The 13,295-nt window shown below is 65.7% G+C and carries 14 protein-coding genes; 5 read left to right on the top strand and 9 right to left on the bottom strand.

Features of this window, described 5'->3' with window-relative positions; all coding sequences use genetic code 11:
- Positions 1–183: 183 nt before the first annotated feature.
- On the bottom strand, positions 184–939 hold the full coding sequence (locus GM672_RS03960) for a nucleotidyltransferase family protein (protein ID WP_170299918.1): 756 nt from the start codon (positions 937–939) through the stop codon (positions 184–186).
- 955 nt (positions 940–1,894) lie between these two features.
- Here GM672_RS03960 and GM672_RS03955 point away from each other — a divergent pair.
- Positions 1,895–3,082 (top strand): hypothetical protein, encoded by a 1,188-nt coding sequence (locus tag GM672_RS03955; RefSeq protein ID WP_188915950.1) that lies wholly within the window; start codon positions 1,895–1,897, stop codon positions 3,080–3,082.
- A 161-nt stretch (positions 3,083–3,243) separates the two neighbouring features.
- Positions 3,244–3,777, top strand: a complete 534-nt coding sequence (locus GM672_RS03950) for a YggT family protein (RefSeq protein ID WP_155469224.1) — start codon at positions 3,244–3,246, stop codon at positions 3,775–3,777.
- Between the two features lie 72 nt (positions 3,778–3,849).
- On the opposite strand, the gene GM672_RS03945 is transcribed toward GM672_RS03950, so the two are convergent.
- The 8 genes from GM672_RS03945 to GM672_RS03910 form a co-directional block, all read right to left on the bottom strand.
- Positions 3,850–4,788 (bottom strand): carbohydrate kinase family protein, encoded by a 939-nt coding sequence (locus GM672_RS03945; RefSeq protein ID WP_155469223.1) that lies wholly within the window; start codon positions 4,786–4,788, stop codon positions 3,850–3,852.
- Positions 4,789–4,796: 8 nt separating this feature from the next.
- Positions 4,797–5,957: a DUF3426 domain-containing protein gene (locus GM672_RS03940; RefSeq protein WP_155469222.1), complete on the bottom strand. Its 1,161-nt coding sequence runs from the start codon at positions 5,955–5,957 to the stop codon at positions 4,797–4,799.
- Positions 5,958–5,972: 15 nt separating this feature from the next.
- Positions 5,973–6,908, bottom strand: coding sequence for a 50S ribosomal protein L11 methyltransferase (gene prmA / locus GM672_RS03935; protein ID WP_155469221.1), 936 nt, complete (start codon positions 6,906–6,908; stop codon positions 5,973–5,975).
- Complete coding sequence (accC, locus tag GM672_RS03930; RefSeq protein ID WP_155469220.1) at positions 6,905–8,263, bottom strand: acetyl-CoA carboxylase biotin carboxylase subunit; 1,359 nt, start codon at positions 8,261–8,263, stop codon at positions 6,905–6,907. The genes prmA and accC overlap by 4 nt, the downstream gene beginning before the upstream one ends.
- Positions 8,264–8,360: 97 nt before the next feature.
- Positions 8,361–8,834, bottom strand: a complete 474-nt coding sequence (gene accB, locus GM672_RS03925; protein WP_155469219.1) for an acetyl-CoA carboxylase biotin carboxyl carrier protein — start codon at positions 8,832–8,834, stop codon at positions 8,361–8,363.
- Between the two features lie 88 nt (positions 8,835–8,922).
- Positions 8,923–9,360, bottom strand: coding sequence for a type II 3-dehydroquinate dehydratase (aroQ, locus tag GM672_RS03920; protein ID WP_155469218.1), 438 nt, complete (start codon positions 9,358–9,360; stop codon positions 8,923–8,925).
- A 104-nt stretch (positions 9,361–9,464) separates the two neighbouring features.
- Positions 9,465–10,013, bottom strand: coding sequence for a TlpA family protein disulfide reductase (locus GM672_RS03915; protein ID WP_155469217.1), 549 nt, complete (start codon positions 10,011–10,013; stop codon positions 9,465–9,467).
- Positions 10,010–10,666, bottom strand: a complete 657-nt coding sequence (locus GM672_RS03910; RefSeq protein WP_155469216.1) for a hypothetical protein — start codon at positions 10,664–10,666, stop codon at positions 10,010–10,012. Before GM672_RS03910 ends, GM672_RS03915 begins: the two co-directional genes overlap by 4 nt.
- A gap of 79 nt (positions 10,667–10,745) precedes the next feature.
- Between GM672_RS03910 and mpl the strand changes: the two genes are divergently transcribed.
- Genes mpl through GM672_RS03895 form a run of 3 tightly spaced genes read left to right on the top strand, consistent with a single transcriptional unit; the run spans position 10,746 to position 13,293 of the window.
- The gene (gene mpl, locus GM672_RS03905; protein ID WP_155469215.1) at positions 10,746–12,113 is read left to right on the top strand and encodes a UDP-N-acetylmuramate:L-alanyl-gamma-D-glutamyl-meso-diaminopimelate ligase; all 1,368 of its coding nucleotides are present in this window, start codon (positions 10,746–10,748) and stop codon (positions 12,111–12,113) included.
- Positions 12,113–12,706 (top strand): YqiA/YcfP family alpha/beta fold hydrolase, encoded by a 594-nt coding sequence (locus GM672_RS03900; RefSeq protein WP_155469214.1) that lies wholly within the window; start codon positions 12,113–12,115, stop codon positions 12,704–12,706. The genes mpl and GM672_RS03900 overlap by 1 nt, the downstream gene beginning before the upstream one ends.
- On the top strand, positions 12,703–13,293 hold the full coding sequence (locus GM672_RS03895; protein ID WP_155469213.1) for a chorismate--pyruvate lyase family protein: 591 nt from the start codon (positions 12,703–12,705) through the stop codon (positions 13,291–13,293). The genes GM672_RS03900 and GM672_RS03895 overlap by 4 nt, the downstream gene beginning before the upstream one ends.
- Positions 13,294–13,295 lie beyond the last annotated feature (2 nt).

Below are 13,295 nucleotides of genomic sequence, written 5' to 3'. Positions count from 1 at the left end.
ATGCCAGCGTCGATGTGCAGCGTGCTCAATGCCGGCTGGACTAATTCGCTTGTCCAGTCGATCACGCCCAATCGGCGGTTCCCTTGCTGGCGGTGGAAGTGCTCGACACGCTGGATTGATTCCCCATAGTCTCGCACTATCGAAAGCCCCCACTTGCTGCGGGCTTTTTTTATCGGCGTGCGTTCAGGCGAATGGCGCCTTGTCGCTCCGCCACGCCGCCGGCGCCGGCGCATGGAAGCCTTCCAGCAGCCAGCCGCCATGGGGCGCCAGCGCGCGCCGAGCCGCCTCGATCAGCACCGCCTTGGCCATTCCGGGATCGGCCGCGAGCCTTCCCATCCCTTCTTCCAGCGCCGCCGCCAGGTCCGGCGTCGCTGTCTTCAGGCGCCGCGCCAGGTGCTTGCCCGTTCCCGTCCAGTGGCCGCCCGCGCGCAGCGCGAAGGTGGCGAGCGTGTCGTACAGCTTGACGGCGATGGCCAGGGTTTCGTCGGACCGTTCGCTGTCCTGCAGGTCTTCGACCAGGGTCGTGATGGCATAGCGGCGGGCGGCCAGGGTGGCGGCGTCCCAGGCCGGTGGGCCGGCCGCATACAGTTGCCGCGCGTACTTTCCGAGCGCATCAAAGGTGAGGTTGGGAGGCAGCACGGCCACGCCGTCGATGACCATCATCGCCAGCGGTATCGTGCCGTTGGGGGCGTCGATGCGGCGGCAAAAATAGTCGAAGGTGGCCGGATCGTGGCCGAACAGTTCTACAGTCTGGCCGTCCACCTTGAGCGTGTCGCGCCAGGCGCGGTCGACCTTTTCGAACAGCAGCAGCAGGTCGATGTCGGAGGTGGGCGTGGCCTCGCCGCGCGCGATCGAACCGCCGATGATGGCGGCCGTCGCGTGCGGCCAGCGGGGCAGCAGTCTCGTTCGGACCAGGGCGATGGCGGTGTCGATGTGCATGGGGCGTCTATCCATATTCGGTTTGATCTGATCAGTGTAGCGGTCATCGGGCATCGCCGCGGGGCCGCTGGATCGTCACCGTTCATCGCGTCCTCGGCCGTCGCCGAAGACCTTCAATTTACTGGCTCGCCTTGGCGCGTCGATGCGAACTTCAACATGCGGGGACAGTCCCTGCGCGCGGCCGGTCGCCTTCACTGGCCCATGGTTGTCGCCGAATCACTACTGCACACGGGGACGCGGCGCGATGGCGTCGCGTGTGCGCACGGCGTCGCGCGATGGCACGCACCGGTTCGCTCGCGCTTTGCATACGGCCTGTAGGTAAAGGCGCGGCGCGAAGCGGTGTGCGGCGTGAGCACGGCGGTGGACACGCTGTTCGCGGCGCGGCGCGGCTCGGCATTGGCCATTCAATGTGCGCTACCTCGCAAAGCGTCGCAAAAAAAGAATGCGAAAAGCATTCGTGCCCGTTGCGCATCAATAAGGTTTTCGTGTACTTTACGAACTTGAAAACGCGTGAATATGCAAGCGCTCTCTTTTGGAGTGTGTTGTTACCGCAAAACGAAAAAAAACAGGACATAAAGTTCGCACGGATATGCACTACAACCACACCGTTATCTGGCAAGCCGCCTCGCCTGAACCTAGTCAGGTCGGGCGGTTTTTTCTTTGAACGCCGCTAACGAGATGTGAAGCGATGTCGGGCGTCGCGGGCCGAATGCCTGCGCCAGGTGCTGAATCTTCGCGCTGCCCAGGAGACACGTAAGAACAAGAATTCAGAGAAGGCCGGCCCGGGACCGCACGGTCCGCGCTGGCCGGATCGATTGGCTGAAGTGCTGCAGTCGTGAGGAGCTGCAGCAGTTCAGCCGGGTGCCGAATTCATTAGCGCAAACATCGACATGCTTGCGCCGATGAATAATTCGCCCGCCTTCCCCAACGGGAAGGCCGGACGGGTTTCAATCATGTGCGTATTTTCATCCCGGATGAAGGAGAAATAAAAATGGCTACCGCCGCTAAGAAAACCGAAGTCAAGAAGCCAGCCGCCACCAAGGCCGCTGCCCCAGCCAAGAAGGCCACGACCGCCAAGTCGGCCACCAAGACCGCCGCCGCCAAGCCGGCAGCTGCAAAGAAAACCACGGCCGCTGCTAAAGGTACCGCCGCAGCCGCGAAGAAAACCACTGCCGCTGCAAAGCCGGCAGCGAAGAAGGCCACGGCAGCTGCCAAGCCAGCAGCCAAGAAGTCCACCACGGCAGCCAAGCCTGCGGCCAAGAAGACTACGGCAGCGGCCAAGCCGGCAGCCAAGAAGTCCACCACGGCAGCCAAGCCGGCGGCGAAGAAAACCACCGCGGCAGCAAAACCTGCAGCCAAGAAGACCACGGCAGCAGCCAAGCCGGCAGCGAAGAAAACCGCCGCAGCAAAGCCTGCAGCGAAGAAGACCGCGACCAAGGCAGCTGCCAAGCCGGCCGCCAAGAAAGCTGCAGCCAAGCCAGCAGCGAAGAAGGCCGCAGCCAAGCCAGCCGCCAAGAAAGGCGCAGCCAAGGCCGTAGCCAAGGCAGGAGCAAAGCCAGCCGCGAAGAAAAGCGCGACCAAGGCCGCCGCCAAGCCAGCCGCAAAGCCTGCAGCCAAGAAGGCCGCAACCAAGGCCGTAGCCAAGCCGGCAGCCAAGGCCGCGTCGAAAGCCGCAGCGAAACCAGCAGCCAAGAAGACCGCGACGAAGGCCGCCGCCAAGCCAGCAGCAAAGCCGGCCGCGAAGAAAACCGCCACCAAGGCAGCGTCCAAGGCCGTAGCCAAACCAGCTGCCAAGCCAGCGTCCAAGGCCGCAGCCAAGCCAGCAGCCAAGCCAGCAGCCAAGCCAGCGTCCAAGGCCGCAGCCAAGCCTGCATCGAAGGCCGCAGCCAAGCCAGCCGCTGAAAAGCCGGCAGCGAAACCGGCCTCCAAGACCGTAGCCAAGTCGGTCGCCGCACCGAGCGCCGCTCCAAGCGCCGCATCGGCACCGGCCGCGCCAAAGGCGCCGGCGAAGAAGGCCGCAGCGAAGAAGGAAGCCAAGCCAGCCGCCGCTCCGGCAGCCGCCGCAGCTTCCACGCCGGCCGCGAAGACCGTGCTGGCACCAGCTGCCGCATGGCCTTTCCCGACCAGCACCCGTCCTAACTGAGATGGCGGCCCGGCGTGGCTGGGGGCGATGCTGCCCCTGGCCGCGTCAACCGCGTCTTGTAGACGGCCTGATGGGCGTAAATACCGCTGTGTGAGACAATCGCACAGCGGTTTTTTTACGCACGCTCCAGCCTCATGGCCTGGAGCCTGACTTATTGGAGAATGCTCGTGCTTAGTATTGTGATGCTGATCGTCGATACCGTCGCCGTCCTGCTGGGCAGCGTCCTGCTGCTGCGGTTCTGGATGCAGGCCACCCGCGTGCGGCCGCCGTCGTCGGTAGCGCAGTTTACGTTCCAGCTGTCGGACTGGCTGGTGCGCCCGATGCGCCGCATCGTGCCCGGCGTGGGCGGCTATGACTGGGCCAGCCTGCTGGGGGCATTCCTGATCGTGCTGCTGGCGTCGTCCGTGATGTTCATCGCCGGCGCCCCGGTGGAGATGGTGCTGAAGGTGGCGCTGTACCGCTTCCTGCAGTGGATCCTGTACGGCTTCATGATCCTGCTGGTGATCGAGGCGATCTTCAGCTGGATCAATCCGCAGGCGCCGCTGGCGCCGTTCATACGGGCCCTGAACGAGCCCCTGCTGCGGCCGATCCGCCGCGTCGTGCCCCTGGTGGGCAACCTGGACCTGTCGCTGCTGGTGGCCCTGGTGCTGCTGCAGATCGCCCAGCTGGTGCTGCGGATGGTGTTCGGGATGTAGCGCAGGGCATCGACGTAAAAAAACCGGCGCGAGCCGGTTTTTTTGTGCACGGTGTTTGACCTGCAATGCCGGTCAGTAGCGGTAGCCGAAGGCCGCTTCGAAGCGGTGGCCGATTTCCTCTTTCGTCAGCACGTGGTTCTGCGCGCCCTTGTGGGCGATCTTGATGGCGCCCAGCAGGCTGGCCAGGCGGCCCGTCGTTTCCCAGCCCAGGTCGTGCGTCAGGCCGTACAGCAGGCCGGCGCGGTAGGCGTCGCCGCAGCCGGTGGGGTCGAGCACGGCGTCGGCCTTGACGGCCGGGATGTCGATGCTGGTGCCCTTCGTGTAGATCTCCGAGCCCTTTTCGCCGCGCGTGACGATCAGCGCTTCCAGGCGGTGCGCGATATCGGCCAGGGTGAGGCCGGTGCGGTCGACCAGCAGCTCGATCTCGTAGTCGTTGCAGGTGACGTAGGTGGCCTTGTCGATGAAGTCGATCAGCTGCTCGGCCGTGAACATCGGCATCTGCTGGCCCGGGTCGAAGATGAACGGGGTACCCAGGCGCGCCAGGTCCTGGGCGTGCTTGAGCATGCCCAGGTGGCCGTCCGGCGAGATGATGGCCAGGCGCGCCGGACCGGCGTCCTCGATATTGTTCTCGTGGGCGAAGGACATGGCGCCCGGGTGGAAGGCGTTGATCTGGTTGTTGTCCGAGTCGGCCGTCACGAAGCACTGGGCGTTGTAGGCGTCCTTCTTGATCAGGATGTTCGCCGTCGAGATGCCCAGCTTCTGCAGGCGCTCCAGATAGGAGGCGCAGTCCTGGCCCATGACGCCGACGATGCGCGGGTCGCCGCCCAGCAGCTTGAGGTTGTAGGCGATATTGCCGGAGCAGCCGCCGAACTCGGTGCGCATGGTCGGTACGAGGAAGGACACATTGACCTTGTGCAGCTGGTCGGCCAGCAGGGTGTCGCCGAAGCGGCCCTCGTATTGCATGATGACGTCGATGGCGAGCGAGCCACAGATCAGGGAAGTCTGGTTCATTTGGGTTCTCAGGGGTAGAAGATGGCGATGTGGTAGCCCGATGCCTTGAGCCGGTCCAGCTGGAAGTACAGTTTCACGCCCTGTTCGCTGCGGGGCGCGAAGCCGGCCGCCAGGGCAGCCGGGCTGGCCAGGTAGTCGCGCGGGGCGAACACGCGGCGCAGCACGGGCTTGTCGGCCGCGTCGTTCAGGGTCAGTTCGAGATGGGGCCAGGCCTGCACCGTGGACGAGCCGTTGCGCAGCACGGTGGCGAAGCTGAAGGTGCTGTCGGCCAGGGTTTGCAGCTCGCCCTGTTCGACGGCCAGCGCGTCGATCTGCATTGGCAGGCCGACCTTGCAGCCGAACGGCGCGCACAGGGCCGCCAGGGCCGGCTGCAGGGCAGGGTAGCGGGCCGCCAGCGGGTCGCGGAAGGTGGTGCCCACCTGGACCAGCAGCAGCACGGCCAGCAGCGGCGTGCCCCAGCGCAGGGCGATGCGGGCGATATGGCCGAGATGCTGGCGGCGCTTGGCCTGGCGTACGAATTCCGGCTCGTCCTCGTCCCGGGTCTCGTCCTGGCGCTCTTCCTGCCCCTCGTCCTGGCGGGCGTCCTCCCGGACTGGCACGGTTCCGCTGCCGGCCGCCAGCAAGGCACTTTCCGGCGCGCCCGTCAGTTCGGCCGCCGTGGCCTCGTCGGCGGCGCGGTCGGCCTCCCCGGTGTCGTCCCGGAGGCCGTCGTCCAGCACAGGGGACGCCGGTTCGGGCGCGAAGTCGTCGTCCGCATGGTGGCCGTCGTCCAGCGCGACGGCGACGATATGTTCGGACGGCAGGTCGATATCGGCCCGGCTGTCTTCCGCTATGGGTTCAGGCGAGGGGTCGGGGTCGGACGAAGGTTCCGGCTCGGGCTCCGGTGCGGGGACCGCCTCCGGCTCGGGCTCGGGCTCGGGTTCCGGCTCCGGCGTCTCGTCCAGGTCGAGCTCCAGGTCCAGCGCCGTGGGCGGGGTGTCAGGAAGGGGATGGGAAAGCGGCGGGGTAAGCAGGGGCGAAGGTGGCGCCGCAGGCTCCAGCAGGGCGGCGTTGCCGTCGAAGACTTCGTTGCAGGCGCCACAGCGCACGATGCCCCCACGCAGTTTCAGCTGGTCGTGGGCGACCCGGAAAACCGTACTGCAGTGGGGGCATTTGGTGGCGAGCGCCATGCGGCAGACGGACCCTCAGCGCGCCGCGGGCGCGCTGTCGCTGCCCAGGCGGCCGTGCAGGGCCACCCAGCCTTCATGTTCGGCCCACACGCCCATCTTGATGAACGGCGCATAGGCCGCCGCCACTTCCTCGGCCTGGCGTGCCAGCACGCCCGACAGGATCAGGGCGCCGCCCGGGGCGACGCGGCCCGACAGCATCGGTGCCATCAGCTTCAGGGGCGAGGACAGGATATTGGCCACGACGATGTCGAACTTCGCTTCTGCATGGGCCGATTGCGCGAACTCTTCCGGCACGAAGTATTCGATGTCCGAGACCTGGTTGCGCGTCGCGTTGTCGCGCGCCGATTCGATCGCCTGCGGGTCGATGTCGACGCCGGCCACCTTGGTGGCGCCCAGCTTGCGGGCCACCATGGCCAGGATGCCGGAACCGCAGCCGTAATCGAGCACGGACTGGCCCGGCGCCGGATGCGCTTCCAGCCACTCCATGCACAGCTTCGTGGTCGGGTGGCTGCCCGTGCCGAAGGCCAGCCCCGGGTCCAGTTCCAGGATCAGCGCGGACGGATCGGGCGCTTCGTGCCAGCTCGGCACGACCCAGATGTTCTTGCCGATGTGGATGGGTTCGAACTGCGATTGCGTCAGGCGCACCCAGTCTTCGTCGTCCACCTTGCGGGTGGTGAAGGCCGGTGCGGCGGCCAGGCCGATGGCGGCTGCCGCCTCGGCCACGATCGCGGCCTGGTCGGCGTCGACGTCCGTCAGTGCGACGACGCGGCTGTGCTCCCAGGCGGCCTGCTTCGGCTCCATGCCCGGTTCGCCGAACAGGGGTTGCTCCTGTTCGGTGCCTTCGTCCGCGTCCTCGACGGAGACGGACAGGGCGCCCGCCTCGATCAGGGCGTCGGACAGGGCCTCCGCGTGGTCGCGCGCGACTTCGATGACGATTTCAGTCCAGCTCATGAACCCGCCTTGGGCATTTCCGCCAGTCGTTGTTCCAGGTAGTGGATATTCGTGCCGCCTTCGATGAAGCGGGCATCGACCATCAGCTCGCGGTGCAGCGGGATATTGGTCAGGATGCCTTCGACGACCATTTCCGACAGCGCGATCTGCATGCGGCGGATGGCCTGCTCGCGCGTGGCGCCGTAGGTGATCAGCTTGCCGATCATCGAATCGTAGTGCGGCGGTACATAGTAACCCGCATACGAATGGGAGTCCACGCGCACGCCCGGGCCGCCCGGCGTGTGCCAGGACGTGATGCGCCCCGGCGACGGGGTGAACTTGAACGGGTCCTCGGCGTTGATGCGGCACTCGATGGCGTGGCCGGACAGCATCACGTCGCGCTGGCGGAAGCGCAGCTTCTCGCCGCAGGCGATGCGGATCTGTTCCTGCACGATGTCGATGCCGGTGATCATTTCCGTGACCGGGTGTTCGACCTGCACGCGCGTGTTCATCTCGATGAAGTAGAACTCGCCGTTCTCGTACAGGAATTCGAACGTGCCGGCGCCGCGGTAGCCGATCTTGCGGCAGGCTTCGGCGCAGCGGTCGCCGATCTTCTCGATCAGCTTACGGGGAATGCCCGGTGCCGGTGCTTCCTCGATGACCTTCTGGTGGCGGCGCTGCATCGAGCAGTCGCGTTCGCCCAGCCAGACGGCGTTGCGGTGTTCGTCGGCCAGGATCTGGATCTCCACGTGACGCGGATTTTCCAGGTACTTCTCCATATAGACTTCCGGATTGCCGAAGGCCGAACCGGCTTCCGCCTTCGTCATCGTCACGGCGTTCAGCAGGGCCGCTTCCGTGTGCACGACACGCATGCCGCGGCCGCCGCCGCCGCCGGCGGCCTTGATGATGACGGGATAGCCGATCTTGCGGGCGATCTGCACGATCGCCTTCGGGTCGTCCGGCAGGGCGCCTTCGGAGCCGGGCACGCACGGCACGCCGGCCTTGATCATGGCCTGCTTGGCCGACACCTTGTCGCCCATCAGGCGGATCGAGTCGGAGCGGGGGCCGATGAAGACGAAGCCGGATTTCTCCACGCGCTCGGCGAAGTCGGCGTTCTCCGACAGGAAGCCGTAGCCGGGGTGGATCGCTTCGGCGTCCGTCACTTCGGCGGCGCTGATAATGGCGGGCATGTTCAGGTAACTCAGCGCCGACTGGGCCGGGCCGATACAGACCGATTCGTCGGCCAGCTTGACGTATTTCGCGTCCTTGTCCGCTTCGGAGTGCACGACGACGGTCTTGATGCCCATTTCGCGGCAGGCGCGCTGGATACGCAGCGCGATTTCACCGCGGTTGGCAATGAGGATTTTTTCAAACATGGCTAGTTCTATCTTTGCGAACACCCGGACGGGCCGGGTGCTCTTTGTAGACGGGGAGATACTTACCTGGGCGGCCGCGGGCCGCCGCCGGCGGTCGTTAGCCGATCACGAACAGGGGCTGGCCGAATTCGACCGGCTGGCCGTTCTCGACGAGGATCTGGGTGATGGTGCCGGACTTGTCGGCATCGATTTCATTGAGCAGCTTCATCGCTTCGATGATGCACAGGGTATCGCCTTCCTTGATCGACTGGCCCACTTCGACGAATGGTGCCGTGCCGGGGGCGGAGGAGCGGTAGAAGGTGCCGACCATCGGCGACTTGACGACGTGGCCGGTAGGCTCGGCGGCGGCAGCCGGCACGGCCGGGGCGGCGGCAGGTGCCGGCGCTGCGCCCGGGGCGGCAGGTGCGTACTGGGCCGGTGCGCCGTGCGACGGCATCATGACGACCTGGTTCTGCGGCATGGCGGAGGATTTGACGATGCGTACCTTGCTCTCGCCTTCGGTCACTTCAAGTTCTGCAATATCCGATTCGGCAACCAAGTCAATCAACGTCTTGAGCTTGCGTAGATCCATCTGAGACTCCGTTTTATCTTGTTTTGGTAAGGGTTTGCGTAGCTGCCCTTTTGGGGTGGAACGCGAAAATGCGAGCAGATCGCGTAGATTAACTGCATTTTAGCGCAAAGTCGATCGCATAGCGGTACCCCTCGATACCGAGTCCGCAGACCGTGCCCTTTGCGATCGCACTGAGATAGGAATGGTGGCGAAAAGCTTCGCGCTGATAAATATTCGAGATGTGCACTTCCACGAACGGGATGGCGACACCGGCCAGGGCATCGCGCAGCGCGACGCTCGTGTGCGTGTAGCCGCCGGGGTTGATGACGATGAAGTCCACCCCTTCGCCGCGTGCGGCGTGGATCCGGTCGATCAGTGCACCTTCATGATTGCTCTGGAAGGAAGCGAGCTGGGCGCCTGCCGCTGCCGCTTGTGCCTGCGCTGCCTGTTCCACTTCGGCCAGGGTCGTGGCGCCGTAGATCTGTGGCTCGCGCGTCCCCAGCAGATTCAGGTTGGGGCCGTTCAGCAGCAGCAAGTGTTTTGCCATGTTCCTGACCATAGTCCGCGAAAGTTCCGCATTTTGCCGCCAAGCGCGACCATTGGCAAGCAAAAAGAACATGTCAAAAATGCCATAAGTTAGCGCAAACTCGACTACAGCGCGGCCAGGTCCTTTTCCAGCAGATCGAATTTCAGGCGTCCCAGATAGGTCTTCCTGACCTGCCCGTCGGCCCCGATCAGCACCGTGTACGGCAGGCCGCCCTGGGCATTGCCCAACTGGCGCGACAGCTCCGTGCCGGCCACGCCGGCCACGTAGACGGGATAGGCGATCTTGAACTTCTGCGTGAAGTCGGCGATGTTGGTGGGCGAGTCGATGCCGATGCCGATGACCTGGAGGTTCTTGTACTTGCCACCGGCCTGCAGGGCCGATAACTCCGGCATTTCCTGCACGCACGGGCCGCACCACGGGGCCCAGAAATTGACCAGCAGGGGCTTGCCTTTCCATTGCGCCAGCGCCTGTTGCACACCCTTGTCGTCGGCCAGCGACTGGGCGAACAGGGCATCGACGGGGGCGCTGACGCCGGGTTGAACCGTACTGGTCAGGGGGGGCGGCGCAGCTTTCTGCCGGGTGCCATACCAGGCCCCCGAAGCCGCAAACAGGATGGCGATGGCGCCATAGGCCAGCAAGTGAGATTTCTTCATTCGTTTCCGTGTTCGGTATTTTTAGTATTGTCTGAAATAACGCCCGCTTCGACCAGGGCGCGCACTTCGGCCAGGTCGGCGCGCACGGGGCGTTCGCCGCTTTTCTGTTTCCGGGCGCCGCGAAGGTCGTGTTCCTCGTACAGTTCCGCGTGCACGCCTTCACCCTGCCACAGGAAGCTCACCGTCTCGACCGGGTCGTGGCGGGCACCCTTGAAATGGCCCGTCTCGCCGATATCGATGGTGACGTTCCTGTTCAATAAATAGATCTGCACGGCCTTGGCGCTGTCGGCGAACAGCTGCAGGTGGATGTCGTCGTGCGCGCCGGCCGAGCCGTTCAGCACGGCGCCGGTGAGGAAGGGGTTGAAGTCGGCCAGCTGCTCCATCACGGCCAGCGCCGCCACGCGCAACTGCTGCAGGCGGGCCGGCTGCGTGTCGGCATTGAACAGCGCGTGGTATTGCCGCACTTCTTCCTCGACCTGGGCATCGTCGGGCAGCAGGTCGCGCTTGCCCGCGTTGGTCTCGCCCAGTACCTGGCGCGCCGCCTTGCGCTTGGCGCTGCCGTAGTCGGCGCCGTCCTGGGCCACCAGGCGCGCCGCAAGCGTGGCGATGCGGGCGCGCACCTGCGCGATGTCGTCGTGGGGGTTCTGCATCATGAGCGTGATGATACTCTGAACCGGTGCCGGGCCGCGCGTCGGGTAAAATCCCGTTCCACTACTATCGACCGCGACGAACATGCATATCCATATACTCGGCATTTGTGGCACCTTCATGGGGGGCCTGGCCGTGCTGGCCAAGGAAGCCGGCCACAAGGTGACGGGCTGCGACGCCAATGTCTACCCGCCGATGAGCACCCAGCTGGAGGCCCAGGGTATCGAACTGATCCAGGGTTTCGACAAGGAGCAGGTGGGCCTGAACCCGGACCTTTATGTGATCGGCAATGTGGTGTCGCGCGGCAACCCGCTGGTGGAAGAAATCCTGAACCGCAGCCTGCCCTATGTGTCCGGCCCCCAGTGGATCGGCGAACATATCCTGCGCAATAAATGGGTGCTGGCCGTGGCCGGCACGCACGGCAAGACGACGACGTCGGCCATGCTGGCGTGGATCCTGGAAGACGCCGGCTACGCGCCCGGCTTCCTGATCGGCGGCGTGCCGATGAATTTCGGCGTGTCGGCCCGGCTGACGGGCCCCGGCGCGGACTCCGAGTTCTTTGTCATCGAGGCGGACGAATACGATACGGCCTTCTTCGACAAGCGCAGCAAGTTCGTGCACTACCACGCCAAGACGGCCATCCTGAACAACCTGGAATACGATCACGCCGACATCTTCCCCGATCTGGCCGCCATCGAGACGCAGTTCCACCACCTGGTGCGTACGGTGCCGGGCATCGGCCGCGTCATCGTCAACGGCGACGAGGAATCGCTGCAGCGGGTGATCCGGCGTGGCTGCTGGAGTGAGAAGGAAACCTTCGGCGGCGGCGATACTACCAACTGGACGATGAAGGAACACCCCGACGGCAGCTTCGACGTGCTGTTCAACGCCAGGTTCGAAGCCACCGTCGACTGGAAGCTGACGGGTAAACATAACCGCAGCAATGCGCTGGCGGCCATCGCGGCGGCGCGCAACGTCGGCGTGCCGATCGCCCAGGCCGCCAAGGCGCTGGAAAAATTCGAGAGCGTCAAGCGCCGCATGGAAGTGCGCGGTGTCGTCAACGGCGTGACCGTCTACGACGATTTCGCCCACCACCCGACGGCCATCGAGACCACCGTGGGCGGCCTGCGCCAGAAGCTGGGTGCCGGCACGCGTATCCTGGCCGTGCTGGAACCGCGCTCGAACACGATGAAGCTGGGCGCGATGAAGGATGCGCTGCCGGGCAGCCTGAAGGATGCCGACCTGGTGTTCGGCTTCGGCAGCGAGAAGTCGCTGGGCTGGAGCCTGGGCTCGGCGCTGGCGCCGATGGGGGCGACGGCGTCGGCCTACGAGGACCTGGACCTGATGGTCAAGGCCATCGTCGGCCATGCGCGCCCGGGCGACCATGTGATCGTCATGAGCAACGGCGGCTTCGGCGGCGTGCACCAGAAACTGCTGGAAGCGCTGGCCTGATGGGTGCCGGGGCCACGATCCTCTACCTGCACGGCTTCCGTTCCTCGCCCCGGTCGATGAAGGGCCGGCTGCTGGCCGAGCGGATGGCGGCGCTGGGCCGCAGCGGCGACTACGTCGCGCCGCAGTTGCCCGCCTCCCCCAAGCTGGCGATGGAGCAGGCCATGGCGCTGGTGGCGCAGGTGCTGCCCGATGCCCTGTGCATCGTCGGCTCCTCGCTGGGCGGCTACTACGCCACGTGGATGGCCGAACGGCTGGGCTGCCGCGCCGTGCTGCTGAACCCCGCCGTCACGCCCCTGCGGGACCTGGAGCGCCACGTCGGCGTGACGACGATGTACCACAGCGACGAGCCCTTCGAGTTCAAGCGGGGGTATATCGACGAGCTGCGCGCCTTTGCCGTGCCGGCCATCACGCGCCCCGAGCGCTACTTCCTCGTCGCCGCCACCGGCGACGAGGTGCTCGATTACCGCGACATGGTGGCCCACTACGCGGGTGCACGCCAGCACGTCATCGAAGGGAGCGACCACGGCATCGCCGAATTTGCCGACTACGTGGACGAGGTCCTGGCCTTCGGCGGCGTGCGCGGCGCCGCATGAGGGAACGCTCGCTGCGCCAGGCCAACTGGCATGGCCACGTGCTGGCCGTGAACGCGCCGGCCGGGCTGCGCCGCTGGCTGACGGCGGGCGGCTCGCTGACGGCGCAACTGAAGAACCACAGCGACAGCTTCCGCGTGCAGGTGCTGCACCAGCACGTGGCGACCTGCCTGGCCGACGAGGCGCGCGCCATCGGCCTGCACCGCCCGGGCCGGGCCTGGGAAAGGGAAGTACTGCTGCGGTGTGATAATAGACCGGTGGTATTCGCCCACACGGTGGTGCCGATGAGCGCCGACGCTTCCGACTGGCCCCTGTTTTCCGCGCTGGGCGAACGCTCGCTGGGCACCACGCTGTTCGGCGATCCACGCGTGACGCGGGGCACCCTGGAATATGCGCGGCTGCGGGCCGGTCACCCGCTGGCGCAACGGGCGCGCGCGGCGCTGGCCACGGCCGGCCACGCCCTGCCCGACGAACAATTGCTGTATGCGCGGCGCTGCCTGTACCGGCGACGCCAGGGCAGCCTCCTGGTGACGGAGGTCTTCATGCCGACGGTCGCCGCGCTGGTCCCACGAACATTGAATACGAGATGAAC

Source organism: Pseudoduganella buxea, assembly GCF_009720835.1.
Taxonomy (GTDB): Bacteria; Pseudomonadota; Gammaproteobacteria; order Burkholderiales; family Burkholderiaceae_D; genus Rugamonas; species Rugamonas buxea.
The sequence above is the reverse complement of the archived record's forward strand: the minus strand, read 5'-3'. Positions and strand labels throughout refer to the sequence as shown.